Raw genomic sequence first — 26,780 nt, forward strand, 5'->3', positions numbered from 1 at the left:
CGGTCGATCAGGCCCGGCACAGTCACGGCAGGCTGCCCCGGTGAGCACTCCGGTGCCACGTCGGTACGAGACGCTTGGCAGTATCTCTGTATGGCAGTGTTCGGAGTTCGCAACGACGCCCTGACCACCGAACTCATCGATGGAGGGTTCGTCAGTGTCGGCTGGGACGAGATCGGTGACCTGAGCCAGATCGGGCTGGAGCGCGAACAGCTCAAAGCAACTCTGGCCCGAACCTTTCCGGACGATAAGCCGCGGTCAATCGCCTCCTGGGCAGGCACTCTGCTGAGATTCGCCGACGAAATCAGCGAAGGTGACGTCGTAGTCGCGCCGTACCGACCTGACAGCACGATCAACATCGGCGTCGTCACCGGCCCATACGAATTCCACCCTGACGAACCGACACACCGACACCGCAGGCCGGTCCGTTGGGGGAGATTAGGCTTGTCGAGGACCGACTTCTCACAGCCCGCACTGTACGAAATAGGTTGTCTACTCACAGTATTTGGCATCCGGAAGCACCCGGACGAATTCTTGTCCAAGCTTTCGATCGGAGACGTCGGTTCGCAAGTCGCAGTCACACCTCCGACTCCCCTACCTGCCGAGGACGATCTCGATGGTGTCGATGAGCCACGAGCGAGCCGCATCGAACGCCACACTCGGGATTTCGTGCTGGAGCGACTCAAGTCGGCCCTGTCCCACCAAGAATTCGAAGAGTTCGTCGCTGATCTCCTATGCGCGCTGGGCTACCAAGCTCGGACCACCTCCTACTCACAGGATGGTGGAGTCGATGTACTCGCCCACCGCGATCCCCTCGGTGTCGAGCCCCCGTTGATCAAGGTGCAGTGTAAGCATTTGACGAGCAACATTGGTGCCCCAGATGTTCAGCAACTGATCGGGACACAAACGCAAAACGAGCTCAGTCTGTTCGTCTCGCTCGGCTCGTACACCCGCGAAGCTATGGCCATCGAACGCAATCGTCAGGGCCTTCGCCTTATCGGTGGCGAGGCATTGGTCGACCTCGTACTCCGGAACTACGACCGTCTGCCATCGCGGTGGCGTTCGGCCATCCCACTGCGCCCGGTGCTCGTGGTTGACGACTCCGCAGGAATCTGACCAGTGGCTACCCGAGCGCCAAGGTCAGAGACCCGGCACCCGGAGGTTATTGCCAGCGTCTCCATTGCCGAACGACATGTTGTGTGCGCTGCTCACTGCAGTCGGCCAATCACGCGTGCTGCCGTACGACGACGAGCTTGCGTACCACGTCAATCCGTGCATACAACACAAAACCCACCCGCGATGGGGTGGGTGGTGATGGTGGCCAGGGCCGGGATCGAACCGGCGACCTTCCGCTTTTCAGGCGGACGCTCGTACCAACTGAGCTACCTGGCCAGACGGCGCCGGCGGAAACCGAAACCATAAAGCGACCCTGACGGGACTCGAACCCGCGACCTCCGCCGTGACAGGGCGGCGCGCTAACCAACTGCGCCACAGGGCCATATTCTGTTGTTGCCCGCACCCGCAAGGGGCTTGTGCAGCGTACCCCCTACGGGATTCGAACCCGCGCTACCGCCTTGAAAGGGCGGCGTCCTAGGCCGCTAGACGAAGGGGGCCGGTTCCCGTTGGGAGCCGCATCAGCTTATGACACGCCGCCCGTGATGGACAAATCGCCTGCTCAGCGCGCCAAAATGGCGGTTCCGGCGGGAGTTCACGTGCGCACCACGAATCGTAACTGCACGGAAACCAGACACTCCTACTGTCTGAACTCCGGGGAACATCCGGGCCAACGACGCACATCACAAGAGGTGACAGTGATCGGAGTGTATGTCGGACATGTCTCGACACAAGACCGCCTCTACGGCTTCCTCCACTCGATCCTCAGCGACCAGCTCGGCCAGTGGCGCCGGCATCCGCGGTTCCGGGCGTTCCGGCTCAACGGCAGCAACGAGGTGTACGGCTACGAGGAGTCGCACAGCCACGCGCGCATCATCTGCAAGTTCTACGGCCCCAAGTTCGGCTGGGATCGCGAGCGGGCGGCACGCGTGGCCTACCAGGAACACGAGGCGATGGAGCGGCTGCGCGGCTACGACCTGGTCGGCTCCCCGCATCATGTGATCCGGCCGCTGGGCGTCGACCCGGACACCAACTGTGTGATCGCCACCGAGTTCTACAAGGGCGAGCCGTTTTTTCACGCGATCCGGCGCGCCACCCACCACGGCGACGACGCCCACCTGTACTGGCGCCTCAAAGCGCTCGCCTACTTCCTGGCCACCCAGCACAACCGCAGCGCGAGCGGGGAGACCGTCGACTTCGACGTCGACACCGCGTATCTCAGGTATCTCCTGTCGGTCCTGCAGCGGCGCAACAAGATCGGCCAGTGGGACTGCGACGAACTGCTGTGGCTGTCGGGGCTGTGGCGGATGCGGCCCCGTATGTGGAGCGATCGGCAGGTGCTGCTGCACGGCGACGCCACCCCGGCGAATTTCCTGTTCGGGCACGGTCTCGACGTCGCCGCCATCGACCTCGAACGCACGGCCCCCGGTGACCGCATGTTCGACGTCGGGCGGGTGGCGGGCGAACTGCAGCACGCGTTCATGTCGGCGACGGGCAGCCGTCATCGCGCCGAACCGTTCATCGGGCATTTTCTGTGGGAGTATTCGTGCCACTTCCCGGACAGGGAGGTCACTTTCGCGTCGATCACCTCACGGGTCCCGTACTACATGGGACTCAATCTGCTGCGGATCGCGCGCAACGACTATGTCGACGATCATTACCGCAGGCGCCTGATCCGGCAGGCCAAGCGGCACCTGCGCGCCGCCTGATCAACACCTGACATCGCAAGGAGCACAACGACGTGGACATCGAAGCGATAGCGTTCGACGTCAATGGCACATTGATCGAGATCCTCACCGTCGACGACATGGAGGAGGCATTCCGGGCGGTCGGGCACCTGCTGACCTACCAGGGCATCGACCTACGCCGCCACGAGGTCAGAGACCTGTATTTCCAGACACTTTCGGCCCAGAAACGCGCCAGCGCGGAGCAGTATCCCGAGTTCGACGCGGAGGAGGTCTGGCGTGCCGTCATCGACACTCACGCAACCGATTTCACCCGCTCACTGCCACCGGAGAAGCTGGCCCAGCTCCCGGTCCTGCTCGCCGAAACCTACCGGGGCGTGACCCGGCGCAGACTCAAGCTGTATCCCTATGTGCGCAGGGTGCTTTCGATACTGCACGGGCGCATCCCGATGGCCATCGTCACCGACGCCCAGTCGAGCTACGCCCGCGGCGAGCTGCACGCCGTCGGCATCCGCGACTTCTTCGAAGCGGTGATCGTGTCGGGAGATCACGGCTACCGCAAACCCGACCGGCGGCTGTTCGACATGGCCGTCGACGCCCTCGGCGTGCCGGCCGAGAACACCCTGTACGTGGGCAACGACATGTTCCGCGACATCTTCGGCGGACAGAACGCCGGCATGCAGACGATGATGTTCGACTCCGACCAGGGCACCAAGATCCACGGGGACACCGTCCCCGACCACACCATCACCGACCACCGCCAACTACTGGAACTCCTCGGTCTGGCCACCGGCGACATGGCCGACTGGTGACCGCCGCACCCGCATCGCGACACGCACCGGTCCCCCCGGAAACCAACCCCGCCATCCGTGTACACTCATCCCTGCCTCGCTGATGCGGGGCACTGCGCCCCTATAGCTCAGCTGGTTAGAGCTACGGACTTTTAATCCGCAGGTCCTAGGTTCGAATCCTAGTGGGGGCACACGAAACCCCTGTTCAGCCAGCACGGCCGAGCAGGGGTTCGTTGTAGCTATCGCCATGCACTGCCACAAGTGCTCGTGGCCGGGCGCGACGAAATCAGACCCGAAGACTTCGTGACCAGGACAAACTGTATCGCAGTTTCGACATCTGTTGGACTTCCGACGAAAAGTCCGTAGTGCGCTCCATCGGTGGAAGGCAGACGCGGAGCACTGACCGCATACTCGCTACATCTGATCGCCAAGAGATTCACGACCGAAATTTCGTTACCATTGCGAAACACCTACTGGTACTCACTCCATGATCGGAGACAACGATGACCGGACAACGTATCTCAACCGGGGCCACACTGTGTGCTGCGGGGCTGGTCGCCACTCTCGCCTGGACGGCCACGCCGCAGGCCGATGCCGCGGTGCGCCAGAGATACATAGCCGAGCACTGCTACGGAACCAACCCGAACCTCAGCGATGTTCCGTCCTACGGCGGCGCCACGATCACCACCGACACCACCGAGCCCGGGAGGTTCTCGATCCACTCCGACAGCAAGAGTTTCCTCCCCTACTGGTCGGACACGACGATCAAGGTCACCAGCCTGACGACCGGTAAATCCCGTGTCTACAAGAGGCATTGGCAGCACGGGCTCGGGGACAACAGCGGCTATTTCGTCAATGACATCCCGGCGAAGGGGCCGACCCGCATCACCATCACGTCGGTCAATCGCGGACTGTTGCTGACCCTGCCCGGCCCTGTCTGCACGGGCACACTCACGATCTGATCGCGCGCGGGACGTGCACCGACGCCGCGTCGACGGCGGCACCGAACGGTTCGATGAAGTCCTCGGCGCCGAGCACGCAACACGCGTGGCCGCCGTGCACCTCGAAGCGCCGGGCCCCCGGGATACCGTCGAGCAGCAGTTGCTGACGCGACGGCGGAACCACCTTGTCGCGGGTGGACACCAGCACCGAGGTAGGGACGTCGATGTCGCCGAGCCAGTCGCGGGAATCGAAGCGGCCCAGGCCTTCCCCGAACATCCCGAAATCCGGGAGCGAGGTGGACAGGAACTGGCGGAACGCCCAGACGGTGGTGTGTGCGTCGGTGTCGTCGAGACGTGTCGACTTCGGCAGCACCTTGTAGAGGGGTGCTGAGAAGCGGCCGACCTTCTCCGCGACGGCCTGCGCCCGTGGATCCTGTTCGGAGAAGAACGGTCCCGTCGAGCACAGCACCATGCCGTTGAGTCGGCCCGGGTGCCGGCGCCAGATAAGTTGTGCGATACCGCCGCCCATCGAGAAACCGGCGGCGGTGAACCTGTCGACGCCGAGCACATCGGCGACGGCGACGGTGTCGTCGGCGGCGTCATCGAGGGTGAAGTCGTCGGACCGGATGCCTCGGCCGTGGCGGCGGTGGTCGAGCGTGATGACACGGTAACGCTCGTTGAGTGCCGGGATCACCGGATACCAGCACAGCAGTCCGGTGGTGAGCACCGAATGCAGCAGGATCACCGCGGGTGCGTCCTTGGGTCCGGAGTCGGTGACGAAGGTCTGTCCGCGCCCGGGCAGATCAAGCATCGTGCCGGCGGGAAGATCACGCAGCGGGTACGGCCGCACGAGGTGGCGCACGCTGCGCCGGGTGCGCTGCAGCAACTCAGGACTCACAACTTCAAACGGTACGCGTTCGGACCGCCGCACGAGAGGACCCAAACGAACAAACCCGGACGTTTGTGGTGGTCAGTGGGACCCGACGGTGACAGTGTGACACAAGTCATGCCATTCTGTTTCTCATGATGGAAGTCGAACGCCCGAAGATCGAGGGCTCGATCAAGGTCGGCGAAGGCCGGCGGATGGGCTTCGCCGAATGGGGCGAACCCGGTGGACGAACCTTTTTCTGGTTGCACGGAACTCCCGGCGCACGTCGTCAGATCCCGCTGCAGGCACGCGCCTACGCTGAGGAGAAGGGGTTCCGGATCATCGGTCTGGACCGGCCGGGCGTCGGGGCGTCGACCCCGCACAAGTACAACTCAGTCTCCGAGTTCCCGAACGACCTGATCACCGTCGCCGACGCTCTGGCGATCGACGAGTTCGCCGTCATCGGGCTGTCCGGCGGCGGGCCGTACACCCTGGCGACGGCGTCGGTCTTCCCCGACCGGGTGGTCACCGTCGGTGTCCTGGGCGGCGTCGCACCGACCGTCGGTCCCGAGCGGATCGGCGGTGGCGCGATGGAGCTGGGCGTCCGCGCGGCGCCGCTGGTGCGGGTCGCCGGTGCCCAGATCGGAACCGTCCTCAGCTCGATCCTGTCGGTGGCCAAGCCGTTCGGCGGTCCCGCCGTCAAGCTGTACGGACTGACCTCCCCCAAGGCCGACCGTGAGGCGCTGAACCGGCCCGAATTCTCGGCGATGTTCCTCGACGACCTGATCTTCGGTGGCCGCCGCCGGATGGAGGCCCCGTTCGCCGACATCCTGGTGTTCGCCTCCGACTGGGGTTTCCAGGTCTCCGACATCAAGGTGCCGGTGCGCTGGTGGCACGGCGACGCCGACCACATCATCCCGTTCTCACACGGCGAGCACATGGTGTCGCTGCTGCCCGACGCCAAGCTGTACCCGATGCCCGGCGACAGTCACCTGTCGACGCTGCATCAGGCCACCGACATCATCGATGAACTCAACGCCGTCTGGGACGCCGAACGGCCCAGCAAGATGTAAGTAGTCCGATCTCAGGGGGCTGTGACCGACAACCCCGCCGCGAGGCCCAGGACCACCGCCATCACCGCGAGTTGCACCGCGGCAAGGCGGAGGGACTGGGCCTGCGTGCTTCGGTGCCGGGCCGCGTCGGGCACCCAGCCGGCGCGGTGCCGGGCGGCCAGCGCGACAAGCGCGACCAGCCCGGCCGATTTTCCGACGACAACCAGGCCGTAGCCGGTGGTGACCAGCGCCGGCACCGACCCGAGTTCGATGGCCGCCGACACCACACCGGTCAGCACCAGCGCGAGAACCGCCCACGCGGCGAGTTCGGAGAATCGCGGCAGGCCGCTCGCCCAGCCCGACCGCCCACGTACGGTCAGCACCAGCGCGGCGAGGGTGCCGCACCACCAGGCCGCGGCCAGCGCGTGCACGGCGACGAGCACCGGCATCACCGCGTGGGTGCCGGGGTGTGCCGAGATCGCCACGGCCACCAGGCCGACGCCGCCGAGGACCGCGACGAGTTGCACGGGAATGCCGGTACCGGTGAGCAGGTCGGCGCATGCCCAGCCGACGACAGCGAGCGCGCACACGGCGGCGACGAGGTCGGGTGCGCCGTGGCTCATCACCTCGGAGAACTGCCCGACACCCACCTCGCCGATCCCGGTACCCACCTGATCGGCGGCGCGGGTCCAGGCCGCCACCAGCGACGCCGCCGCCCAGACTCCCCCGGTCACGCCGATCGCCGTCGACGACGGGGTGGCGCCGAGCGCGGGCAGACCACCGAGACCCACCAGCAGGACGGCGGCGGCGAGGGCGACGACGGCCGGTGCGGCGAACCCGTCGACGATGTCCGCCGATCCCCCGGCCTCGCCGAGCAACGCGGCCAGAACCAGACCGCCGGCCATCACCGGCACGCAGGCGATCACCAGCAGTGCCCGGGTGCGGCCGTCGGTCGGGTTCACGGGCGCGTCAGCTCTTCGTGCGACGGGAAGTCACGAACACCACGCCCACACCGGCACCGATGACGACGACGGCACCGATGATGAACGGCCACACCGGGGTTCCACCGTCGGAGCCTGATTCGTCGGTCGCCGACGCTCCCGGGGTACCGGTCCCCGCGACGGTGAGGGTGAAACGCCGCTGTCCTTCGATCGGGTGCCCGTCGGCCGAGGTGACCCGGTAGTTGACGGTGTAGGTGCCCGCCGGCCCGAGCGGACGCAGCGCGACCCGCAGGCGCGGACCGTCGACCGTCGCCGTGCCGTCCTGCCAGAAGTTGCCGTCGGGCCCGACGACGGTGAGCACCGCGAACTGTTCCTGCAGGGGTTCGTTGAAGGTCAGCACCACCTCGGGCGGGCTCGCCGACAGTTGCGCGCCCTCCTCCGGCACCGACGACCTCAGCGACGAATGCGCCGATGCGGGTGCCGCCCACACTGCCCCGAACAGCGTCGTCAGCAGGAACATCAGCGTGATCGCGACCGGTTTACGCATTGTCGCCTCCCTTGCCGCGCCGTCCGGCGAGCAGGCCGAACGCCACACCGGCGATGCCGACGACCAGACCGGCACCGCCCAGCCAGCGTGCGGTGGTGTCGGACGTGCCGTCGTCCTTGGCCGCCGACGGTGCGCCGTGACCCCCGTCGCCCGTGCCCTCCGGCAGCGTCAGCGTGGGCGCCGGATGTTCGGGCTCGTCTCCGTTCTCGGGTGTCGGCTGATTCCAGTTGACCTTCTCGCCGTCGGCGTAGGTCTGCACGGCGGGCAGTTCGACGGTGTCCTGTTCGGGGAACGGTCCGCCGGCGAGCCGGAACTGGCCGAATTGCCCGACGGGGACGCCCTGGGTGCCGGGCAGTGCGGTCCAGGTGATCGAGGTGGTCTCCTCTGTCTTCGGGTCCTTGGTGACCTCGGTTTTCCATCCAGTGATCACCTCGGGCCGCGCCGACTTGAGGCGGGGCAGGGTGACGGTGACGGCGGTGGTGGCAGCGGTGTCGGACTCGTTGGGCACCACGAGGGTCACCACCCCGTAGCCGCCTTGGGTGAGGGTGGGTGCGTTGGCGCTGACGTGGGCGCCGGCCGCACCGGCACCGAGGGTGGTGCCCGCACCACCGATCGCGGCCACGGCGAACAGGGCTGTCGCAGACGAACGATTCAAACGAAACATGGTTGGATTCACTGCCTTTCGGGCAACATCAGGGAACACGCCAAGGCCTCGGCCGGGGCGTGCGGGGTCACAGTGAGGGTGCTGCGACCATTCCCGGAGGTCCCCGGACCCCGCCCGCACCGGACAGCACCGCCGACGACAGCCGGCGTGCCGTGCCGGTGGCGACGCGAGCTACCCGCTGCGGTGTGCTCTGCCCGGCCACCAGCCTGCGGACGGCCACCAGCACCGCGCCGACGACCTGCGCCAGTTGCGCGGCCACCGCGATGGCGACGGCCGTCAGCCCGGTGGCCGCCGCGTGCGCGGCGAGCATCGACCACGACAAGCCCGAGGCGTGCGCGGGCATCGGATGGGTTCCCGCGGCGAGCAGCAGATGCGCGGCGACCTGCGCCGTCGACAGCACGACGGCCAGTCGCAGCATCGCCGACAAGGGCCGCCGCACGGCGTCGGCCGCGTTGCGGTGCGACGGCGCGGCGGCGATCGCGGCCACCGCACCCACACCGGACAGCAGGACCAGGTCCGATGCCGACGCGGATCCGCCACCGGCCGAGCCGTGGGCGGTGACACCAAGGGCGGGCACGGCGAGGGCGATCGCGGCCCGGACGGGCAGCACATCTCCTCGCTCGCGTTTCACGTCCTCCAGCATCCCACGCCACCGCACCGTCGTTTCTGTCCGGTTCGCCGGGCGCCCCCGGACACACCGCTACGGGATAACAAGCACCGGCACCGGGCACAGATGACAGAATCGACAGCATGGCACTTTCGCCCGCGGACTCTGCGCCGTCGCAGTCGTCACGTGCACAGCAGACGTCAGGTGCACAGCAGACATCAGGCGCACAGCCTGACGGCACCGGCGCCTCCGAGCGCGTCGTGATCCGGGAGCTCACCGATGCCGCCGATCTGACGGCGCTGGCCAAGGTCTTCGACGACGTGTGGCGGCCCGACCCCACCAACCGGACGATGGACATCGAGTCCCTGCGGGTGCTCGCGCACACCGGCAACTACGTGGTGGGAGCCTTCATCGACGGCGTGCTCGCCGGTGGCAGCATCGGGTTCTTCGGAGCCCCCGTCGGCCAGACCCTGCACAGTCACCTCACCGGGGTGTCGCGGCTGGGACGCGGGCACAACCTCGGGTATGCGCTGAAGCTGTATCAACGGCAGTGGGCCATCGACCGTGGGCTGTCGGAGATCACCTGGACGTTCGATCCGCTCGTCTCCCGCAACGCCTACTTCAACCTGGTCAAACTCGGCGCCAGGCCGCGGGAGTATCTGGTGGACTTCTACGGGGAACTCGGCATCGAGCCGGCCGGAACCGACGCCACCGACAGGCTGTTCATGTCGTGGCCGCTCGACATCCCCATCCCCGACGCGCCCGTGGTCGACCCGGGTGGTCCCGGTGTGGTGTACACCGTCGACCTGCAAGATCACAATCATCCGCAGGGCAAACCCGAGGTCGTCACCGACGCGGCGACCGTCGTCGTCCCGGTGCCCAGCGACATCGAGTCGATGCGGCGCACCGAGCCGATCGTCGCCGCCCGCTGGCGGGTCGCGCTGCGGGAGGCGCTCGCCCCACTGGTCAACGGCGCCGAACGCGCCCCGGTCACGTTCCTTCGGTCGGGTGCGTACGTGTTCGGCCCGGTCGGCGGACCCGCGGAGGAGTAGCCGCTCAGGCGAACTCGGCGCGGATCTTGTCCGTGTGCTCGCCGAGTGCGGGCACATCGCCCATCGCCAGCTCAACGTCGGCGAAGGTCATCGGCGGCAGTATCGCACGTACGTCACCCTTCTCGGTGCCGACGGTGCGCCAGCGGTCGCGCGCGCTCAGCTGCGGATGATCGGCGAGGCCGTCGAGTTCGCGGATCTCGGCCGCGGGCACCCCGGCGGCCGCGAGGCGTGTGTCGAGGTCGGCGGTGGTGAACTTGGCGGTTTCGGCGGCCACGAGCCCGTCCACCTCGGCGCGGCGTTCGACGCGGGCGATGTTGGTGGCGTAGCGCGGATCGTCGACCAGTTCGGGGCGGCCCAGCACGTCGGTCATCAACGACGCCCAGCCGCGTTCGTTCTGCACTCCGATCAGGATCTCGCCGTCGGTGGTGGGATAACGGTCGTACGGCACGATCGCCGCGTGACCGACGCCGGCGCGCTCGACCTGCCTGCCGCCGTACATCCGGATGTAGAGCGGGTGGCCCATCCATTCGGCGATCGCGTCGAACATCGACACCGACACCGTCGCCCCCTCCCCGGTGACACCCCTGCGGACCAGCGCCGACAGCACCGAGGTGAGGACGTACAGCCCGGCACCGATGTCGGCGGCGGGGACCCCGGTCTTGGCCGCGGCATCGGGGGTGCCGGTGACGGAGATGAGGCCGGTCTCGGCCTGGATGAGCATGTCGTAGGCCTTGCGGTCGCGGTACGGGCCGTCGTCGCCGTATCCGGACAGGTCGACGACGATCAGCCGCGGATGGCCGGCGCGCAGGTCGTCGGCACCGAAGCCGAGGCGGGCCGCGGCGCCCGGGGCCAGGTTCTGCACGAAGACGTCGGCACGGGCGAGCAGCTTGTGCAGGAGGGCGTTGTCGGCGTCGTCGCGCAGGTCGAGGACGATCGATTCCTTGCCGCGGTTGAGCCAGACGAAGTGGGAGGCCAGGCCGTTCACGTCGGCGTCGTAATTGCGGGCGAAGTCGCCGCCGTCGGGCCGTTCCACCTTGATGACGCGGGCACCGAGGTCGGCGAGGTGCCGGGTGGCCAGTGGTGCGGCGACGGCTTGTTCGAGGGCGACGACGGTGATCCCGTCCAGCGGCAGCGTTCCCTGCGGCACACGATCCATTCCGCCACAATCGCCGATGACGGTGGTGCCGGTCAACCTGGTCGGCGTGGGTCGCGGTGTGGCTATCGTAACCCTTCCCGAATGGTTATCGGGATGTGTGCTCTCATGGAGGAGCAGCCCTGCGCGTCCTTGAGGAGGCCACAACGATGACGTCCACCGTGGAGATCACCGGTCACAGTCAGCGCGAGGCATGGGTCGCCAAGACCATGCCGCCGATCGAGGAGGTCCGGCCCGGAATGTGGTCCATTCCGGTGCCGATGCCGCAGTCGCCGCTGCGGTACACCCTGGTCTACGCGCTGGTGCTGCCCGACGGGATCGCCCTCATCGACACCGGCCTGGACACCGACGAGTCGTGGCGGGCGCTGGTCGACGGCATCCACGCCACCGGCCACGACATCGACGACATCCGGTACGTCGCGATCACCCACCTGCACCCCGACCATTTCGGCCTCGTACCCCGACTGCTCGAGCTGACCGACTTCACGCTCGCCATGCACAGCAACGACGCGAAGTTCATGCGGTTCCGCAACGACGACGAGATCGAACGCGAACAGAACTGGGCCACAGAGCAACTCGCCCGGCTCGGTGCACCCACCGACATTCCGGAGACCGGGATGCGCTCGTTCACCCGGCTCCCGGACGGACGCACCGTCGACGTCGAGCTCGACGACCAGCAGCCGCTGAACCTGCCCGGCTGGAACGTCCGCGCGCTGTGGACTCCCGGCCACACCCCCGGCCACCTGTGTTTCCTCGACGAGGACGCGGGCACCGTGTTCACCGGCGACCACCTCCTGCCGCGTATCAGCCCCAACGTGTCCACCACGATCTTCCAGCCCGGCGACCCGCTCGACGCCTATCTGGTGTCGCTGGCGCACACCGAACAGCTTCCCGACGTCGAGGCACTCCCGTCGCACGAGTACCGCTTCCGGGGCCTGGCCGACCGCGTCACCGCCCTGCTGGCGCACCACGAGGAACGCTTCGACGAGATCACCGCCGCGGTGGCGGCCGACCCGGAGATCACCGCGTGGGAGATCGCCCGCTCGGTGTCGTGGTCCCGCCCCTTCGACGATCTACTGCTCCCCCTGCGGCGGATGGCCACCCGCGAAACCCACGCCCACCTCACCGTCCTGAAGGTCCGCGGCATCCTCACCCACGACGACGGCATCCCCCAGCGTTGGTCGGTAGCCACCCCGGCCCCCGCCTGAGTTTGCCGCCGGCCCGGTTTCCGGGTTCGCCGGCGAACTCTGGGCTCATTCCGACGATTACGTCAGCTCCCCGAGGAGAGCGAGTCCGTTCTCGACGGCATCTGCGAACAGTTCGATCTCACCCGGATGTAGCCGACCCGGAATGATCCGGATCGGTCGAATCTTTCGACGAGCAGCACGTTTCGGGTACCGACCCTGGTCAGCCGCCGCCTCGGCGCGGTGATGCCCGCCGCTTCGGCCAGATCGAGAGTTGTTTTCTCCCATGCCATCACATCCCACTCATCGCCCGGATGCGGGAACTTCGCGATCAGGAGACGCCCGTCGTCCGCGCGTACCGAAGCCTTGGGCCGGGCACCGCCGAGCGAGCCGGACCCGGCGTCGAGCAGACTCTTCACCGCATCGAGGTCTCCGACCGCCAGTGCATCCGATCGGGAAACGTTGTCGGCGGCGTTCAGTAACTCCGGAAGCGAAACCAGTTTGGGCACATCGTGCCCCGGCGCCAGGAAGCTCTTCGGGTCGCGTCTGTCGGCGAAACGAAGATCGCCTTGCCGAGTGATGTCACTGACGCCGACGAGGTAGTCGATCGCGGTGGCCGCGGGTAACCGCTGCGATGCCTCCCGCTGCGCCGCACGACGACGTTTGTCGATCAGATTCCGGCCCCAGCGATCGGGTGACGAATCGGCGAAGGCACCCGGCAGACCGTCCACGTATTGCTGACCGGCGGATACCGGCAAACCTGGTTCGAGGTCTCCGGCGGTGCCCGCCAGATATGCCGAGTCGTAGGTGAATGTGGTGCTCACCCTGCTGCGATGCACTGTGAAGTAGTCGGTCCCGGCCCGGGCGGCTTGCCGGCGATGTCGATGTAGACGTCCAGATCGGTCAATGGCGGACCCGCTTCGGAATGGACTCGATGGCCCGGATGCGGCCGATATCGGTCTGCATGGGGTCGAGGGCGTCGACGGCCCGGTCGAGCGCACCGAGAGCACGGAGCACACCGAGCAACGAGGCCATCGTCACACCGGGGTCGCCGTGTTCGAGGCGCCGGAGGGTGTCACGGGAGATATCGGCGCGCTCGGCGACCTGTTGCGCGGTCAGGTTCTGCATGCGCCGCCACAGCGCGAGCTGCTTTCCGATGTCCGACGATGCGCGCTGCACCGGATACGGCACCCGCTTCGTTGCCATCAACAACCTCCCGAGAACTTAACAGCGCCTTTGTCAGCCACATTACCCGTTAACGACTGGTATACAAGTCATTAGTTCGGTACATCAGCCCTTGATCAGCCAAAGCGGAACATCTGCTCCATCATCCGGATAGAATTCGGAACAACTGTTCCGAAAGTGAGAGGGTCGGGCGATGAAACTGCGGCGGGTACACCGGGATGGGCGGCTTGTCGTCCAGCAGTCGACAGGCGGTGATTGGGCGGACACCGACGACGCCGGGGCGTTCGGTGGGCAGGTGTTCGATCCCGAGTGGGAACTGACGCTCGCGCGTGAACACCTCGAGCGCTCCGAGCATCTGCTGCCGTTCCAGCCGGTCTCGTTCCGCGACTTCCTGCTGTGCGAGCAACACAACATCGACGCGGCGCGCGGGCTCGTACGCCGGTTCCATCCAGGGCAGTACCGGGCCGCGTCCCTCATCGAGAAGCTGACCCGGCGACCGTTCCCGATGTTCAAGCCGGCGGCACTGTTCTACCGGCAACCCGAGTACTACATGGGCAATCACCTGACGTTCGTGCCGTCGGGCACCCCGATGCGGGCACCGTCGTATTCGTCGGCGCTCGACTACGAACTCGAACTCGGGATCGTGCTGGCGGCGCCGCTGCTCGATGCCACCCCCGACGAGGCCGTCGCCGCGATCGGCGCGTTCGTCCTGGTCAACGATTTCAGCGCCCGCGATGTGCAGCGCGCCGAGATGGCCAGTGGCCTCGGGCCGCAGAAGTCCAAGCACTTCGCCAACTCGATGTCGGCGACCGCAGTCACCCCCGACGAGGTCCTACCCCGCATCGACGCGCTGACGGGAAGCGTCGCCATCAACGGGAAGACCGTCAGCACCGTGTCGAGTGCGGGCCTGTGGTGGAGCGTCGGCGAGATGCTGGCGCACGCGTCGAAATCCGAGCAACTGCGGCCCGGCGAGTTGCTGGCCACCGGCACCCTGGCCGGTGGCAGCGGTATGGAGACGGGTAACTGGGTCTCGCCCGGCGACACCCTGACCCTGACGCTCGACGGCGTCGGACAGATCGAACACCCCATCCTGGGCTGATGGCGCCCCGCACGCCCGGTATCCGCGAGGCCAATCGGGAGCGCACCCGCACGAGCCTGCTCGACAGCGCAGAAGAACTGTTCGCCGTACGCGGCCATCAGGCCGTGAGCGTCCGGGACATCACCGACCATGCCGGTACCCGGGTGGCCGCGATCAGCGATGTCTTCGGCGGCAAGGACCAGCTGGTCCGGGAGGTGCTGCTGCGGCGGATCCGCCCCATCAACGACGACCGTCGCCGCCGCCTGGCCGCCCTTCCCGATGACGGCCCGCGCACCGATCGGCTGCACGCCCTGGTGCTGGCGTTCACCGAACCGATGATGGCCCGGATCGACGACGGCCCCGGATGGAGCCGCTACTTCCGGTTCGTCGCACAACTGGCCAATTCCGCGCACCCGGTGCAGTTGCTGGTGGCCGACGAGTACAACGGTGTCGCGGCCGAGTTCATCGAGCGGCTTGCCGCACTGTATCCGGATGCCGACTCCGCGACCGTCCACGACGCCTACCTGAACATGCTGGCCGCCACGCTGCAGGTCTTCTCCGCCAATCTGCGGGTCGACGCGCTCACCCACGCCGCGATCCGCAGCGACCACTTCCCGCAGCGGTACGCCGCGCTGATCACGTTCGTCACCGGCGGCATCGACGCACTGCTCGGCGGCAAGCCCCGGTGAGTTTGCCGTAAGACCCGGTTTCCGGGTTCAGCAGCAAACTCAGGTCCGGTCAGCAACTACGCTCATGGCTGTGTCTGTCTACTCACACGGATTTGCCCGCGTCGCCGGGGCGGTGCCGGTCATCAAGGCCGCCGATCCCAGGTTCAACACCGAACGCACCGTCGCGCTGCTGCGGGAGGCAGCCGCGCAGGACACGGCGCTGGTGGTGTTCCCCGAGCTGGGGCTGACCGGGTACAGCATCGACGACCTGGTCCAGCAGGACGCGATCCTCGACGCCTCGCTGGCCGGGCTCGCCGAGGTGCTGGAGGCCAGTCGTGGACTGCGGCCGGTGGTGGCGGTCGGATTGCCGCTGAATGTGGGTGATGCGCTGTTCAATTGCGCGGCCGTGCTGCGCGACGGCGAACTGCTGGGTGTGGTGCCCAAGTCGTATCTGCCCAACTACCGCGAGTTCTACGAGCAGCGGTACTTCTCGGCGGCCCGCGATGCGGTCACCGACACCGTCACCGTGCTCGGTCAGACGGTGCCGTTCGGTGCCGACCTGATCTTCGAGGCCACCGACCTCCCCGGTTTCGCGCTGCATGTGGAGATCTGCGAGGACGGCTGGGTGGCGATCCCGCCGAGCACCTGGGCCTCGCTCGCGGGGGCGACGGTGCTGGCGAATCTGTCGGGCAGCCCGGTCACCGTCGGCAAGGAGAGCTACCGGAAGTCGTTGTGCACCGGGCACTCCGCCCGCTGCATCGCCGCCCACCTGTATGTGGCGGCCGGCTACGGCGAATCCACCACCGACCTCGCCTGGGACGCCGACGCCCTCATCTCCGAGAACGGCACGCTGCTCGCGCGCAGCGAACAGTTCTCGATGGCCGATCAGATCATCACCGCCGACATCGATCTCGACCGGCTGCGCCAGGAACGCCTGCGGATGATCAGCCTGCGCGATCAGGCCGGGGACTTCGCAGAGCGACTGAAGCCGTTGCGGCGCATACCGTTCAGCTTCGGCACCCTCGACGACGCCGACGGCGCGCTGCACCGGCTGGTGCCCCGGTTCCCGTTCGTGCCCACCGGCACCGCCGACCGCGACGAGCGCTGCCGCGAGGTCCGCAACATCCAGGTACAGGGACTGGCACAACGCCTGCGCTCCACGGGATTACAGAAGATCGTCATCGGGGTGTCCGGCGGCCTGGACTCGACGCTGGCACTGCTGGTGGCCGTCGACACGTTTGACCGGATCGGCCTGCCGCGCACCAATATCCTGGCCTACACGATGCCCGGCTTCGCCACCGGCGGCGCCACCCTGCGCCGGGCGCACGAGTTGATGGACTCGCTGGGCGTCTCGGGCACCGAACTCGACATCCGTCCCTCGTGCGAGCAGATGCTGGCCGACCTCGGCCATCCGTATGCCAAGGGCGAGAAGGTTTTCGACATCACCTTCGAGAACGTGCAGGCCGGCGAACGCACCTCACATCTGTTCCGTCTGGCCAATCATCACGGCGCGATCGTACTGGGTACCGGCGACCTGTCGGAACTGGCGCTGGGCTGGTGCACCTACGGGGTGGGTGATCAGATGTCGCATTACAACGTCAATACCTCGGTACCGAAAACCCTGATCCAGCACCTGATCCGGTGGATGATCGACACCGGCGAGTACTCGGCGCGCACCACCACGACGCTGCAGGAGATCCTCGACGACGTGATCTCCCCCGAACTCGTCCCGCCCGGCGAGGACGGCGCCGTGCAGTCCACCGAGGACACCGTCGGCCCGTACGAACTGCACGACTTCTTCCTCTACTACACCACCCGATTCGGTTACCGCCCAAGTAAAGTCGCGTTCCTGGCCCGGCACGCCTGGGGCGATCGCACGCGTGGCCCGTGGTCGGAGATGATGCCGGAGGACCGCCGCAACGAGTACGACGCCGCCACCATCGACCACTGGCTCGCCGAGTTCCTGCGGCGCTTCATGGGCGCCCAGTTCAAACGCACCGCGATGCCCAACGGGCCCAAGATCGGTTCGGGCGGTTCACTGTCGCCGCGTGGCGACTGGCGTTCCCCGTCGGACGTCTCGGCCCGCACCTGGCTGGACGAACTCCGGAAATAGTTGCGGACACTGTTCTCTCACCGGGTTTCGAGGCTCCTCGCCTAGCGGCTCGTCGCACCTCAACCAGCGAAGGGAACGAACCCGACCCACCAACCGGCCTCAACCAGCGAAAATGGGCATCCTTCCGCCGGTTGAGGTGCGAGGAGCGCCGGCGACGAGCTTCGAAACCCCGCACGCCGACGATGTCAGTCGCAGGTGTCGACGAGTTTGGCGAGTTCGTCCTCGAAGGAATGGGCGAGTTTGTCGATGTCGGGAACCAGCTCTGTGCAGCCGAGCAGTCCGACGTTGATGGACTTGTCGACGGAGAACACGCTGATGTTGAGGCCGAGGCCGTGGAAGATCGGGCCGAGCGGGTACACGCCGACGACGCGCGCACCGAGGTAGTACAGCGGCAGCGGCGGCCCGGGCACATTGGAGACCACCACATTGAACACCGGCGGGTGCAGCGCCGAAAGTTTGCGTCCGCCATAGGATTTCATCAGCTGCTGGAGAATCTCTCCCGGCGCGAACTGGGCCCACGCGCGCAGGATGTTGGCGTCGATGTCGGCGTGGTGGTCCTTGGACCGGCGGGCGAGCTCGGCGGCCCGCTCCACCCGCTCCACCGGATCGTCGACATCGGTGGCGAGCTGGGTGAACATGCCGCTGACCTTGTTGGTGCCGGTCTCCACGAGCGCGGTCTCATCGGAGCCGTGCACCGACACCGGCACCATCGCCACCAGCGGGCGGTCCGGCAGCCCGCCGTGGTTCTGCAGGTAGGACCGCAGAGCGCCCGCCGCGATCGCCAGCACGACGTCGTTGATCTTGGCGCCGTATCTGTCCTTGACACGCTTGACGTCGTCGAGCGGCAGTTGGGTGAGCGCGAGCGAGCGGTGCGGGGTGATCGGGGCGTTGAACGGGGTGCCCGGCGCCTGGAACGGCAGCGGCATCGCCGAACCCTCCATGGCCCGCTTGGCCCAGCCGATCGGCACCTTGACCGTGCCGGGCAGCAGCCGCGCCAATGCCAGCGGCCGCTGCACGAAGTTCAGCGCACCGCCGACGGCCATCGTCAATCGCGATGTGCCGCCCGCGGTCTCCTTGATCTTGTCGGTGTCGAGCTGCGGCGGCTCGGGGGTGATGGTGCACAACTGCGAGAGCATCTCGGCGCTGGTGACACCGTCGACGTTGGCGTGGTGCATCCGCAGCACGACGGCGACGTTGCCGTTGGCCATGCCTTCGATGACCCACATCTCCCACAGCGGTTTGCTGCGGTGCAGTTCGCGGCCGGCGATGTGGCCGATGAGTTCGGTGAGTTCGCGTTCACCGCCGGGTGCGGGCACCCCGACGCGCCGAACGTGCTTCTCGATGTCGAAGTCGGCGTCCTCGACCCACACCGGGTGGTCGATGTTGAGCAGCGAGTTGTCGAGTTTGCGGCGGAAGTTGGGCATGGCGGAGATGCGGCGGCTGAGTTCGTCGCGCATCGCGTGGAAGGAGTACCCACCTGGCATCGTCGACGGGTCGATCTCGATGACACCCACCACGTGCATCAGTTGAGATCGCGTCTCCAGGTAGAGAAATGACGCATCCAGCCCGCTCAGACGCTCCATCGGCCCGTGCACCTCCATCACCGTCGACAACCCCGCAGGGGCTGTTCACCATCGTGCACCGCCGATGGGCGGGCGTCACGATCATTGCAGAATGCGTACCCGGTCATCGCCGGTTACTGAATCCGTGTCGCCAGAACAACCTAGCGCTTGCTAGGTTACTGGGGATGACATCGACACCGCCCCCCTTCTCCGCCGCCGAGCTGGACGCGGCGTTCACCCGGTTCCAGCAGACCGTCGCCGAGATCGCGATCAGCCGCGACTGGGACCGGTTCGCCGAACAGTTCACCGAGGACGCCGACTACATCGAGCATGCCCTGGGCACCATGCACGGCCGCGAGGAGATCCGCGAATGGATCTGGCGGACGATGACCGCCTTCCCGGGCAGTCACATGACCGGATACCCGTCGCTGTGGCACGTCGTCGACACCGAACGCGGCCGGGTGATCTGCGAGGTCGACAACCCGATGCGCGACCCCGGTGACGGCACCGCCATCACCGCGACCAACATCACCATCCTCACCTATGCGGGCGACGGCCTGTGGAGCCGCGAGGAGGACATCTACAACCCGCTCAAGTTCGGCATCGCGGCGATGCGCTGGTGCGAAAAGGCCGAAGCGCTGGGCACTCTCGACGACGCCGCGCTGGAATGGATGACCGGACCGGGGGCGATGTTCCGCCGCGGACCCAGGTAGCAGGGCGCCGGCACGCTGATCACACCCAACTGACACCTTGGCTACGGAACCGTAACCTGGACTTGGGTGTGCGCTGGAGTGTGCCGTATGGTAGGGCACCGACCGGCCCTACCCCAGATCTGCCCGAAGGACTGCAATGACCCGTGAACTGACGCAATTGGAACTCCTACGAGAGTTGGAGTCCGTTGCCGAAGCCAACGTGAATCGCCATCTGAAGGCAGCACGAGACTGGAATCCGCACGACTACGTGCCCTGGGACGAGGGCCGCAACTTCGCCGCGCTCGGCGGTGTCGACTACGACCCCGAGCAGTCCCGGCTCAGCGATGTCGCCCAGGCGGCGATGATCACCAACCTGCTCACCGAGGACAACCTGCCGTCCTATCACCGGGTGATCGCCGACAACTTCTCGATGGACTCGGCGTGGGGCTACTGGGTGGGCCGCTGGACCGCCGAGGAGAACCGCCACGGCATCGCCATGCGCGACTACCTGGTCGTCACGCGCGGCGTCGACCCGGTGGCCCTCGAACAGGCCCGGATGACGCACATGACCAACGGCTACTCCCCGGAGCTGACCGCCGGTGACCGCGCGGGCGAACTCACCGCCGGCGGCCAGGCGGGGCTGCTGCGGGCCGTGGCATATGTGACGTTCCAGGAGCTGGCCACCCGAGTCAGCCACAAGAACACCGGCAAGGCCTGCAACGATCCGATCGCCGACAAGCTGCTGCAGCGCATCGCGGCCGACGAGAACCTGCACATGCAGTTCTACCGCAACGTCTGCGGCGCGGGCATGGACATCGCCCCCGACCAGACGCTGCGCGCGGTCACCGACATCGTCACCAACTTCCAGATGCCGGGCGCGGGCATGCCCAACTTCCGCCGACACGGCGTGCTGATGGCCAAGCACGGCATCTACGACCTGCGCCAGCACCTCGACGAGGTCTTGATGCCGGTACTGCGCAAGTGGGATGTGTTCGGCCGCGACGACTTCGGCCCCGAGGGCGAGAAGACCCGCGAGGAGCTCGCCGCCTTCCTCGAGCAGCTCGAACGCGACACCGTCAAGTTCGAGGAGATGCGCGACCGCTCGCTGGCCCGCGAGGCCCTCAAGAAGGCCCGGCAGGAAAAGAAGGCATCCTGAGCACCACACTCGCCGCCTCCGACGACACCCGGGCACCCGCCCGGGAGCCGCTACGCATCGGTTCCATCGAACTCGCGAGTCCCGTCGTACTCGCGCCGATGGCCGGCGTCACCAACGTCGCCTTCCGCACCCTGTGCCGCGAACTCGAACTCGAGCGCACCGGCACGGTATCGGGTCTGTACGTCTGTGAGATGGTCACCGCCCGCGCGCTCGTCGAGCGGCATCCGGTGACGATGCACATGACCACGTTCGCCCCCGAGGAGAACCCACGGTCGATGCAGCTGTACACCGTCGACCCGGAGTACACCTACGCCGCGGCCAAGATGATCGTCGACGACAATCTCGCCGACCACATCGACATGAACTTCGGCTGCCCGGTGCCCAAGGTCACCCGCAAGGGCGGCGGATCGGCGATCCCGTACAAGCGCAAGCTGTTCCAGCGCATCGTCGCCGCCGCGGTCCGGGCCACCGAGGGCACCGACATCCCGGTGACGGTCAAGTTCCGCATCGGCATCGACGACGAGCACCGCACCCACCTCGACGCGGGCCGGATCGCCGCCGCCGAGGGCGCGAAGGCGGTCGCGCTGCACGCCCGCACGGCGTCGCAGCGGTATTCGGGTACCGCCGACTGGGACGAGATCGCCCGGCTCAAGGAGCACGTCACCGACGTGCCGGTGCTCGGCAACGGCGACATCTTCGAACCCGTCGACGCGGTGGCGATGATGGAGCGCACCGGCTGCGACGGCGTGGTCATCGGACGTGGCTGCCTGGGCAGGCCGTGGCTGTTCGCCGAGTTGTCGGCGCTGCTGAACGGCCGTCCCGCCCCGGAGGCCCCGACGCTGGGCCAGGTGTCGGACATCATCATCCGGCACTGCGAGCTGCTGATCGCCCACTACGACCACCTCGAGGGCGGCGGCGAGTTCAAGGGCTGCCGCGAGATCCGCAAACACGTCGCCTGGTACCTGCGCGGTTTCCCGGCCGGGTCGGAGATCCGCTCGCGGATGTCGCTGGTCACCAGCCTCGATGAGCTGCGCGAACTCGTCGGCGCACTGCCCGCGGATGCTCCGTTCCCGACCGACGGGCACGGCCCGCGCGGCCGGCAGGGTTCGCCCGCGAAGGTGGCCCTGCCCGAAGGCTGGCTCGACGACCCGTACGAGGACATCGTCCCCGAGGGTGCCGAGATCATGCATTCGGGCGGCTGAGCCGGCACCAGGGAATCACTGAGACGCGCACCACGGCGGGGCCGCGCCGATCGATTCTTCTCAGGTGCGCTCGGTAGGATGTTTGGGATGCCCACACCAGTGGGTACATTCGATGCACTTCAGTAAGGCGCTGAAGGTCGGGGTATCGAGTTCCAGACGCGAGAGGTAGCCGACGCACGTGAGCCGCAGGAAGTCCGGACCCGACGGTCCGCATTCCGGTGACACCGGCGACGACACCCCGCCCGGACGCCGACCCGACCAGGGCCCGCCCCCTCAGCGTGGACGCGGCCCGCAGGGCAGGCACGGCGCCCCAGGTCAACCCGGCCCTCAGGGACGGCCCGCGCCGCAGCCGCCGCGAGGGCCGCAACCGCCGCGCCGTCCCGGCCCCCAGGTGATCCCGCCCGTCCCGGGTGGACTCCACGAGCCCAGCACCAACGATCGCTACGTGCGCGGACGTTCCCGGATGACGGTGCGTGAGCTGCTCGAGCAGATGAACGCCGAGGGTGAGGCCTTCGACGACGCCGGACAGCCGGAGCCCGACGAGTCGCCGACGATGGCGCACCGGTTCGGGTCGCTGTTCCGTGGCGACCGGGACCAGAACCAGCGCGACGCCGAGGCGCGCGACCGCCGTGAGCAGCGGCCGCGGCCCCCGATCCGGGATGTCCCCCCGCCCCGGCCCGGAGGCAGGCCCGGCCGACACACCTCCCCGCCCCCGCCCGGCGGTACGCCGCAGGGCCGCAACCGCCCACCCGTCGCGCCGCCCGGCCTCGACGTCACCCAGCGCATCCCGACGATCGGTGACCGCGACGCCGATGTCGACCTGTCCGAGCAGGCCACCCGGCGGCGTGCGATCGCCGAATCCCGCGGCCAGGAACCCGCCCCGTCGGACGCCCCGTTCGACGTCATCCCCCCGGTCGCCCCCGCGCGGTCCGGCCAGGACGACACACCGACAGAGCTCATCCCGGTCGTCGGCGACGACACGGCGCCGGAAACCCCCGTGCCGCCGGCAGCCGACAAGACCGCGGAGCCGGCCGACACCGAACCGGTCTCCGTCGCAGCTCTCACAGCCGACGACGAGACAGCTGCCGAGACGCCGGCCACCGAGCCCGAGCAGCCGGCCCGCTCGCTGATCAAGGGCCGGGCCCGCCCGCTGCAACGCACCCCCGACCTGGCCGCGGCCCGCACCCGGGTGGCCGCGGCCCGAGGGAAAGCCGCCCGCCGCAAGGCGCTGGTCCGCGACGCGACCATCACCGGCCGCATCCTGGTGGCGGTGGCCTGTGTCCTCTCGCTCGTCGGCACCGGATTCGTGTGGGGCTACATCCAGTCGGTGAACGGCAACTGGCGGTCCATCGAGGCCCTCGACTCCGGCGACGACAACATCCGCAACAAGGACGCCCAGCACGGCGACGAGAACTATCTGATCGTCGGCACCGACACCCGTGGCGGCAAGAACTCCACCCTGGGTGCGGGCAGCGCCGACGACGTCGAAGGTGCCCGCTCGGACACCGTCATCCTGGTCAGCGTGCCGTCGGACCGCGACCGCGTCGTCGCCGTCTCGTTCCCGCGTGACCTGCAGGTCGACCGGCCCGACTGCTCGTCGTGGGACAACGACAACGGCACCTACGACGCTGCCAACGTGCTGCCGGCCGCCGAGGCGGTCAAGCTGAACTCGGTGTATGCCGAGGGCGGTCCCAAATGCCTGGTGCAGGTGCTCACCGCGATGAGTGGCCTCAACATCAACCACTTCATCGCGATGGACTTCGACGGTTTCGAGAAGGTGGTGCGCGCCATCGGCGGCGTCGAGGTGTGCTCGACGGTCCCCCTCTACGACTACGAACTCGGCTGGATCCTGCGTAAGAAAGGTCCCAAGAAGCTCAACGGCCGCTACGCCCTGAACTATGTGCGCGCCCGCAAGATCGAGACCGAGGGCAACGGCGACTACGGTCGTATCAAACGCCAGCAGCTGTTCATGTCGTCTCTGCTGCGGTCGACGCTGTCGGGCAATGTGCTGTCCAACCCGGGCAAGCTCAACGGCATTGTCAACACGTTCATCAACCACAGCTTCGTCGACGGCGTCGACACCAAGTCGCTGATCAAGCTGGCCGAGTCGATGCAGGGCATGGACGCCGGCCGGGTCAGCTTCGTGACGATCCCCACGTCGGGCACCTCCACCGACGGGTCCAACAACGAGATCCCGCGCACCGACGACGTCAACGCCATCTTCAACGCCATCATCGACGACGACCCGCTGCCGGGTGAGGCCAAGAAGAAGGCCGACAAGGAGAAGTCGGACAAAAAGAAGAAAGACGAGAAGAAGAAGGACGACAAGAAGACCGGCTCGTCGAGTTCCACCTCGAGCAGCCCGTCGTCCACCACGGCCAAGCCGCAGACGGTGTCGGCGACCGCGCTCGATCCCACCCAGGTGACGGTCCGCGTCCTCAACGGCACCGGCCAGGCGGGTGTGGCCAGCGCCGCCGCCGACCTGCTCGCCCCGCTCGGCTTCGTCATCCCCGGTATCGCCGACGCCTCCGAGCAACGCGATGACACCGTCGTCCGGTACGGCACCGGTGAGGAGGACGCCGCCGCGACGGTGGCCGCGATGATCCCGGGAGCCTCCATCCAGCCCGACCGCAACGTCAAATCGGGTGTCGAGGTGATCCTCGGCCACGACTACAGCGAGAGCATCGGTGAACAGCCCGCGGCCGGTTCGACCCTGTCGGTGAAGAAGCTGCCCGCGGCCCGCGGCAGCAACCTGCCCAACGACCTGACCGTCACCAACGCAGGCGACACCACCTGCTCCTGACCTCGGTGAACCCGGCGGCTCACACCCCACCGCGGCATGTGCGACAGGGCACGTTCATGCGACGTTCATTGCGACCTCGCCGACCCGATCACCCGGCCAAGTAATCTGGACCATATGCGTACCGCCTATCAAGAGCAGCTCCAGCGGCTGAACACGATCCTGGGTGATATGTGCGAGCTGGCCGGTGCTGCGATGTCGCGTGCCACTCGGGCACTTCTGCAGGCCGACCTGGCGCTCGCCGAGGGGGTCATCGCCGACCACGATCGGATGAACGCGCTGGCGACGCAGGCCGAGGAACAGGCGTTCGCGGTGCTCGCGCTGCAGGCACCGGTGGCCGGTGATCTGCGCGGCGTGGTCAGCGCGTTCCAGATCGTCGGCGACGTCGACCGGATGGGGGCCCTCGCGCTGCACGTGGCCAAGGTCGCCCGCCGCCGCCACCCGGCCAAGGCCCTCCCCGAGGAGGTCAACGGCTACTTTGCCGAGATGGGCCGGCTGGCCATCGCCCTGGCCCACAACGCCCGCGAGGTGCTCAACTCCCTCGACCACGAGGCCGCCGCCCGTCTGCAGGAGGACGACGACGCGATGGACGACCTGCACCGTCACCTTTTCACGGTCCTGATGGACCGGGACTGGGATCACGGTGTGGCCGCAGCCGTCGACGTCACCCTGCTGGGCCGCTACTACGAACGCTTCGCCGACCACGCCGTCATGGTGGGCCGCCGCGTCTTCTTCCAGGCCACCGGCAAACTCCCCGAACAATTCGAGGACGCCTCCTAGCCGCCAGCCTCCCTCGTCGCCGGTTCGGGCCCCCTTCCCCTTCGCCGGTTGAGGTGCGACGAGCCGCTAGGCGAGGAGCCTCGAAACCCGGTGAGATGACATTGTCGGCTCGCCCGGTTTCGAGGCTCGTCGCTAGCGCTCCTCACACCTCAACCAGCGAAAACCTCAGCCGAACCGGCCCGAGATGTAGTCCTCGGTCTCCTTCTTGGCCGGGTGGGTGAACATGGTCTCGGTGTCGTTGATCTCGACGAGCTGACCGGGCTGCCCCACTCCTTCGAGGTTGAAGAACGCGGTCTGGTCGCTCACCCGGGCTGCCTGCTGCATGTTGTGGGTGACGATGACGATCGTGTAGTCCTTCTTGAGCTCACCCATCAGGTCCTCGATCGCGAGCGTCGAAATGGGGTCGAGCGCCGAGCACGGCTCGTCCATGAGCAGCACCGCGGGCGAGACCGCGATGGCCCGGGCGATGCACAGCCGCTGCTGCTGACCGCCCGACAGTCCGCCGCCGGGTTTGTCGAGCCGGTCCTTGACCTCGTTCCACAGGTTGGCCCCGCGCAGGCTACGTTCGGCCACCTCCTCGAGTTCGGCCTTGTTGCGCACCCCCTGCAGCCGCAGGCCGGCGACAACGTTGTCGCGGATCGACATCGTGGGGAACGGGTTGGGCCGCTGGAACACCATGCCGATGGTGGCGCGCACACTCACCGGGTCGACGTTCTTGGCGTAGATGTCCTCACCGTCGAGCAGCACACTGCCGACGGCGTACGCGCCCGGGGTGACCTCGTGCATCCGGTTGAGGGTGCGCAGCACGGTGGATTTACCGCAGCCCGACGGCCCGATGAACGCGGTGATGCTGCGCGGCGGCACCTCCAGGCTCACGTCCTTGACGGCGTGGAAGTTGCCGTAATAGATATTCAGATCTTTGATGTCGAGGCGCTTGGCCATGATCGGT

The 26,780-nt window shown here is 67.4% G+C and carries 25 protein-coding genes and 4 tRNA genes; 16 read left to right on the forward strand and 13 right to left on the reverse strand.

What is annotated here, in order from left to right; all coding sequences use genetic code 11:
- The first annotated feature begins 90 nt into the window (after positions 1 to 90).
- On the forward strand, positions 91 to 1,113 hold the full coding sequence (locus GOAMR_RS17370) for a restriction endonuclease (protein ID WP_005190864.1): 1,023 nt from the start codon (positions 91 to 93) through the stop codon (positions 1,111 to 1,113).
- 199 nt (positions 1,114 to 1,312) lie between these two features.
- On the opposite strand, the gene GOAMR_RS17375 is transcribed toward GOAMR_RS17370, so the two are convergent.
- The 3 genes from GOAMR_RS17375 to GOAMR_RS17385 form a co-directional block, all read right to left on the reverse strand.
- Positions 1,313 to 1,389 (reverse strand) — tRNA-Phe (locus tag GOAMR_RS17375).
- Between the two features lie 32 nt (positions 1,390 to 1,421).
- Positions 1,422 to 1,495, reverse strand: a tRNA-Asp gene (locus GOAMR_RS17380).
- Between the two features lie 42 nt (positions 1,496 to 1,537).
- Positions 1,538 to 1,610: transfer RNA gene (locus GOAMR_RS17385), tRNA-Glu, on the reverse strand.
- Between the two features lie 207 nt (positions 1,611 to 1,817).
- Here GOAMR_RS17385 and GOAMR_RS17390 point away from each other — a divergent pair.
- From GOAMR_RS17390 to GOAMR_RS17405, 4 genes are all read left to right on the forward strand, one after another.
- Positions 1,818 to 2,819 (forward strand): phosphotransferase, encoded by a 1,002-nt coding sequence (locus GOAMR_RS17390; RefSeq protein ID WP_244427442.1) that lies wholly within the window; start codon positions 1,818 to 1,820, stop codon positions 2,817 to 2,819.
- A 32-nt stretch (positions 2,820 to 2,851) separates the two neighbouring features.
- Entirely contained in the window at positions 2,852 to 3,607 is a 756-nt protein-coding gene (locus GOAMR_RS17395; RefSeq protein ID WP_005190867.1) for an HAD family hydrolase, read from the forward strand.
- 96 nt (positions 3,608 to 3,703) lie between these two features.
- Positions 3,704 to 3,777: transfer RNA gene (locus GOAMR_RS17400), tRNA-Lys, on the forward strand.
- 312 nt (positions 3,778 to 4,089) lie between these two features.
- Entirely contained in the window at positions 4,090 to 4,548 is a 459-nt protein-coding gene (locus tag GOAMR_RS17405; RefSeq protein ID WP_005190868.1) for a hypothetical protein, read from the forward strand.
- Here GOAMR_RS17405 and GOAMR_RS17410 read toward each other — a convergent pair.
- The gene (locus GOAMR_RS17410; RefSeq protein ID WP_040515702.1) at positions 4,538 to 5,425 is read right to left on the reverse strand and encodes an alpha/beta fold hydrolase; all 888 of its coding nucleotides are present in this window, start codon (positions 5,423 to 5,425) and stop codon (positions 4,538 to 4,540) included. The two genes, GOAMR_RS17405 and GOAMR_RS17410, sit on opposite strands and share 11 nt — an antisense overlap.
- Positions 5,426 to 5,550: 125 nt before the next feature.
- Here GOAMR_RS17410 and GOAMR_RS17415 point away from each other — a divergent pair, with 125 nt between their 5' ends.
- Entirely contained in the window at positions 5,551 to 6,468 is a 918-nt protein-coding gene (locus tag GOAMR_RS17415; protein WP_005190873.1) for an alpha/beta fold hydrolase, read from the forward strand.
- An 11-nt stretch (positions 6,469 to 6,479) separates the two neighbouring features.
- Here the strand turns inward: GOAMR_RS17415 and GOAMR_RS17420 are convergent, their stop codons facing one another.
- The 4 genes from GOAMR_RS17420 to GOAMR_RS23765 all read right to left on the reverse strand — a co-directional run bounded on the left by GOAMR_RS17420 (position 6,480) and on the right by GOAMR_RS23765 (position 9,242).
- On the reverse strand, positions 6,480 to 7,409 hold the full coding sequence (locus tag GOAMR_RS17420) for a CopD family protein (RefSeq protein ID WP_005190875.1): 930 nt from the start codon (positions 7,407 to 7,409) through the stop codon (positions 6,480 to 6,482).
- 7 nt (positions 7,410 to 7,416) lie between these two features.
- A complete protein-coding gene (locus GOAMR_RS17425; protein ID WP_005190877.1) occupies positions 7,417 to 7,935 on the reverse strand; it encodes a copper resistance CopC family protein in 519 nt (172 codons plus the stop codon).
- Positions 7,928 to 8,599: a YcnI family protein gene (locus GOAMR_RS17430; RefSeq protein WP_005190878.1), complete on the reverse strand. Its 672-nt coding sequence runs from the start codon at positions 8,597 to 8,599 to the stop codon at positions 7,928 to 7,930. The genes GOAMR_RS17425 and GOAMR_RS17430 overlap by 8 nt, the downstream gene beginning before the upstream one ends.
- Before the next feature lie 67 nt (positions 8,600 to 8,666).
- Positions 8,667 to 9,242, reverse strand: coding sequence for a hypothetical protein (locus GOAMR_RS23765; protein WP_005190881.1), 576 nt, complete (start codon positions 9,240 to 9,242; stop codon positions 8,667 to 8,669).
- Between the two features lie 107 nt (positions 9,243 to 9,349).
- Here GOAMR_RS23765 and GOAMR_RS17440 point away from each other — a divergent pair, with 107 nt between their 5' ends.
- Positions 9,350 to 10,258, forward strand: a complete 909-nt coding sequence (locus GOAMR_RS17440; protein ID WP_005190883.1) for a hypothetical protein — start codon at positions 9,350 to 9,352, stop codon at positions 10,256 to 10,258.
- Between the two features lie 4 nt (positions 10,259 to 10,262).
- On the opposite strand, the gene GOAMR_RS17445 is transcribed toward GOAMR_RS17440, so the two are convergent.
- Positions 10,263 to 11,414, reverse strand: coding sequence for a CaiB/BaiF CoA transferase family protein (locus GOAMR_RS17445; RefSeq protein ID WP_050942793.1), 1,152 nt, complete (start codon positions 11,412 to 11,414; stop codon positions 10,263 to 10,265).
- A 146-nt stretch (positions 11,415 to 11,560) separates the two neighbouring features.
- On the opposite strand from GOAMR_RS17445, the gene GOAMR_RS17450 reads away from it, so the two are divergent.
- Positions 11,561 to 12,619: an MBL fold metallo-hydrolase gene (locus GOAMR_RS17450; RefSeq protein ID WP_005190887.1), complete on the forward strand. Its 1,059-nt coding sequence runs from the start codon at positions 11,561 to 11,563 to the stop codon at positions 12,617 to 12,619.
- Between the two features lie 62 nt (positions 12,620 to 12,681).
- On the opposite strand, the gene GOAMR_RS17455 is transcribed toward GOAMR_RS17450, so the two are convergent.
- Positions 12,682 to 13,419 (reverse strand): type II toxin-antitoxin system HipA family toxin, encoded by a 738-nt coding sequence (locus GOAMR_RS17455; RefSeq protein ID WP_005190890.1) that lies wholly within the window; start codon positions 13,417 to 13,419, stop codon positions 12,682 to 12,684.
- A 79-nt stretch (positions 13,420 to 13,498) separates the two neighbouring features.
- Positions 13,499 to 13,801, reverse strand: a complete 303-nt coding sequence (locus GOAMR_RS17460) for a helix-turn-helix domain-containing protein (RefSeq protein WP_005190892.1) — start codon at positions 13,799 to 13,801, stop codon at positions 13,499 to 13,501.
- A 172-nt stretch (positions 13,802 to 13,973) separates the two neighbouring features.
- Here GOAMR_RS17460 and GOAMR_RS17465 point away from each other — a divergent pair, with 172 nt between their 5' ends.
- The 3 genes from GOAMR_RS17465 to GOAMR_RS17475 all read left to right on the forward strand — a co-directional run bounded on the left by GOAMR_RS17465 (position 13,974) and on the right by GOAMR_RS17475 (position 17,639).
- A complete protein-coding gene (locus GOAMR_RS17465) occupies positions 13,974 to 14,879 on the forward strand; it encodes a fumarylacetoacetate hydrolase family protein (protein ID WP_005190894.1) in 906 nt (301 codons plus the stop codon).
- Positions 14,879 to 15,547: a TetR/AcrR family transcriptional regulator gene (locus GOAMR_RS23770; protein WP_005190897.1), complete on the forward strand. Its 669-nt coding sequence runs from the start codon at positions 14,879 to 14,881 to the stop codon at positions 15,545 to 15,547. Before GOAMR_RS17465 ends, GOAMR_RS23770 begins: the two co-directional genes overlap by 1 nt.
- 70 nt (positions 15,548 to 15,617) lie before the next feature.
- Positions 15,618 to 17,639, forward strand: coding sequence for an NAD(+) synthase (locus GOAMR_RS17475; RefSeq protein WP_040515738.1), 2,022 nt, complete (start codon positions 15,618 to 15,620; stop codon positions 17,637 to 17,639).
- Between the two features lie 185 nt (positions 17,640 to 17,824).
- Here GOAMR_RS17475 and GOAMR_RS17480 read toward each other — a convergent pair whose 3' ends face one another.
- A complete protein-coding gene (locus GOAMR_RS17480) occupies positions 17,825 to 19,222 on the reverse strand; it encodes a WS/DGAT/MGAT family O-acyltransferase (protein WP_005190903.1) in 1,398 nt (465 codons plus the stop codon).
- Between the two features lie 164 nt (positions 19,223 to 19,386).
- Between GOAMR_RS17480 and GOAMR_RS17485 the strand changes: the two genes are divergently transcribed.
- The 5 genes from GOAMR_RS17485 (at position 19,387) to phoU (ending at position 25,831) form a co-directional block, all read left to right on the forward strand.
- The gene (locus tag GOAMR_RS17485) at positions 19,387 to 19,914 is read left to right on the forward strand and encodes a nuclear transport factor 2 family protein (protein ID WP_005190907.1); all 528 of its coding nucleotides are present in this window, start codon (positions 19,387 to 19,389) and stop codon (positions 19,912 to 19,914) included.
- Between the two features lie 136 nt (positions 19,915 to 20,050).
- Entirely contained in the window at positions 20,051 to 21,049 is a 999-nt protein-coding gene (locus GOAMR_RS25385) for an acyl-ACP desaturase (RefSeq protein WP_005190909.1), read from the forward strand.
- Positions 21,046 to 22,251 carry a tRNA dihydrouridine synthase DusB gene (gene dusB, locus GOAMR_RS17495; protein WP_085949080.1) on the forward strand — a complete coding sequence of 402 codons (1,206 nt, stop codon included), beginning with the start codon at positions 21,046 to 21,048 and terminating at the stop codon, positions 22,249 to 22,251. Before GOAMR_RS25385 ends, dusB begins: the two co-directional genes overlap by 4 nt.
- Before the next feature lie 463 nt (positions 22,252 to 22,714).
- A complete protein-coding gene (locus GOAMR_RS17500) occupies positions 22,715 to 25,054 on the forward strand; it encodes an LCP family protein (protein WP_005190914.1) in 2,340 nt (779 codons plus the stop codon).
- A gap of 114 nt (positions 25,055 to 25,168) precedes the next feature.
- Positions 25,169 to 25,831, forward strand: a complete 663-nt coding sequence (gene phoU / locus GOAMR_RS17505; RefSeq protein WP_005190917.1) for a phosphate signaling complex protein PhoU — start codon at positions 25,169 to 25,171, stop codon at positions 25,829 to 25,831.
- Positions 25,832 to 25,996: 165 nt separating this feature from the next.
- Here phoU and pstB read toward each other — a convergent pair whose 3' ends face one another.
- Positions 25,997 to 26,773: a phosphate ABC transporter ATP-binding protein PstB gene (gene pstB / locus GOAMR_RS17510; protein ID WP_005190919.1), complete on the reverse strand. Its 777-nt coding sequence runs from the start codon at positions 26,771 to 26,773 to the stop codon at positions 25,997 to 25,999.
- Between the last annotated feature and the right edge of the window lie 7 nt (positions 26,774 to 26,780).

It is taken from the genome of Gordonia amarae NBRC 15530, assembly GCF_000241345.1.
Lineage (GTDB): Bacteria > Actinomycetota > Actinomycetes > Mycobacteriales > Mycobacteriaceae > Gordonia > Gordonia amarae.

Excerpts from the sequence above, each read along its gene's own strand:
- GOAMR_RS17405 (WP_005190868.1), top strand. The coding sequence starts at position 4,090 with ATGACCGGACAACGTATCTCAACCGGGGCCACACTGTGTGCTGCGGGG.
- GOAMR_RS17450 (WP_005190887.1), top strand. The coding sequence starts at position 11,561 with ATGACGTCCACCGTGGAGATCACCGGTCACAGTCAGCGCGAGGCATGG.
- pstB (WP_005190919.1), bottom strand. The coding sequence starts at position 26,773 with ATGGCCAAGCGCCTCGACATCAAAGATCTGAATATCTATTACGGCAAC.
- GOAMR_RS17500 (WP_005190914.1), top strand. The coding sequence starts at position 22,715 with ATGACGGTGCGTGAGCTGCTCGAGCAGATGAACGCCGAGGGTGAGGCC.
- GOAMR_RS23765 (WP_005190881.1), bottom strand. The coding sequence starts at position 9,242 with ATGCTGGAGGACGTGAAACGCGAGCGAGGAGATGTGCTGCCCGTCCGG.
- GOAMR_RS17485 (WP_005190907.1), top strand. The coding sequence starts at position 19,387 with ATGACATCGACACCGCCCCCCTTCTCCGCCGCCGAGCTGGACGCGGCG.
- GOAMR_RS17370 (WP_005190864.1), top strand. The coding sequence starts at position 91 with ATGGCAGTGTTCGGAGTTCGCAACGACGCCCTGACCACCGAACTCATC.
- GOAMR_RS25385 (WP_005190909.1), top strand. The coding sequence starts at position 20,051 with ATGACCCGTGAACTGACGCAATTGGAACTCCTACGAGAGTTGGAGTCC.
- GOAMR_RS17430 (WP_005190878.1), bottom strand. The coding sequence starts at position 8,599 with ATGTTTCGTTTGAATCGTTCGTCTGCGACAGCCCTGTTCGCCGTGGCC.
- GOAMR_RS17480 (WP_005190903.1), bottom strand. The coding sequence starts at position 19,222 with ATGGAGCGTCTGAGCGGGCTGGATGCGTCATTTCTCTACCTGGAGACG.
- GOAMR_RS17440 (WP_005190883.1), top strand. The coding sequence starts at position 9,350 with ATGGCACTTTCGCCCGCGGACTCTGCGCCGTCGCAGTCGTCACGTGCA.
- phoU (WP_005190917.1), top strand. The coding sequence starts at position 25,169 with ATGCGTACCGCCTATCAAGAGCAGCTCCAGCGGCTGAACACGATCCTG.
- GOAMR_RS17445 (WP_050942793.1), bottom strand. The coding sequence starts at position 11,414 with ATGGATCGTGTGCCGCAGGGAACGCTGCCGCTGGACGGGATCACCGTC.
- GOAMR_RS17425 (WP_005190877.1), bottom strand. The coding sequence starts at position 7,935 with ATGCGTAAACCGGTCGCGATCACGCTGATGTTCCTGCTGACGACGCTG.
- GOAMR_RS17415 (WP_005190873.1), top strand. The coding sequence starts at position 5,551 with ATGATGGAAGTCGAACGCCCGAAGATCGAGGGCTCGATCAAGGTCGGC.
- GOAMR_RS17465 (WP_005190894.1), top strand. The coding sequence starts at position 13,974 with ATGAAACTGCGGCGGGTACACCGGGATGGGCGGCTTGTCGTCCAGCAG.
- GOAMR_RS17460 (WP_005190892.1), bottom strand. The coding sequence starts at position 13,801 with ATGGCAACGAAGCGGGTGCCGTATCCGGTGCAGCGCGCATCGTCGGAC.
- GOAMR_RS23770 (WP_005190897.1), top strand. The coding sequence starts at position 14,879 with ATGGCGCCCCGCACGCCCGGTATCCGCGAGGCCAATCGGGAGCGCACC.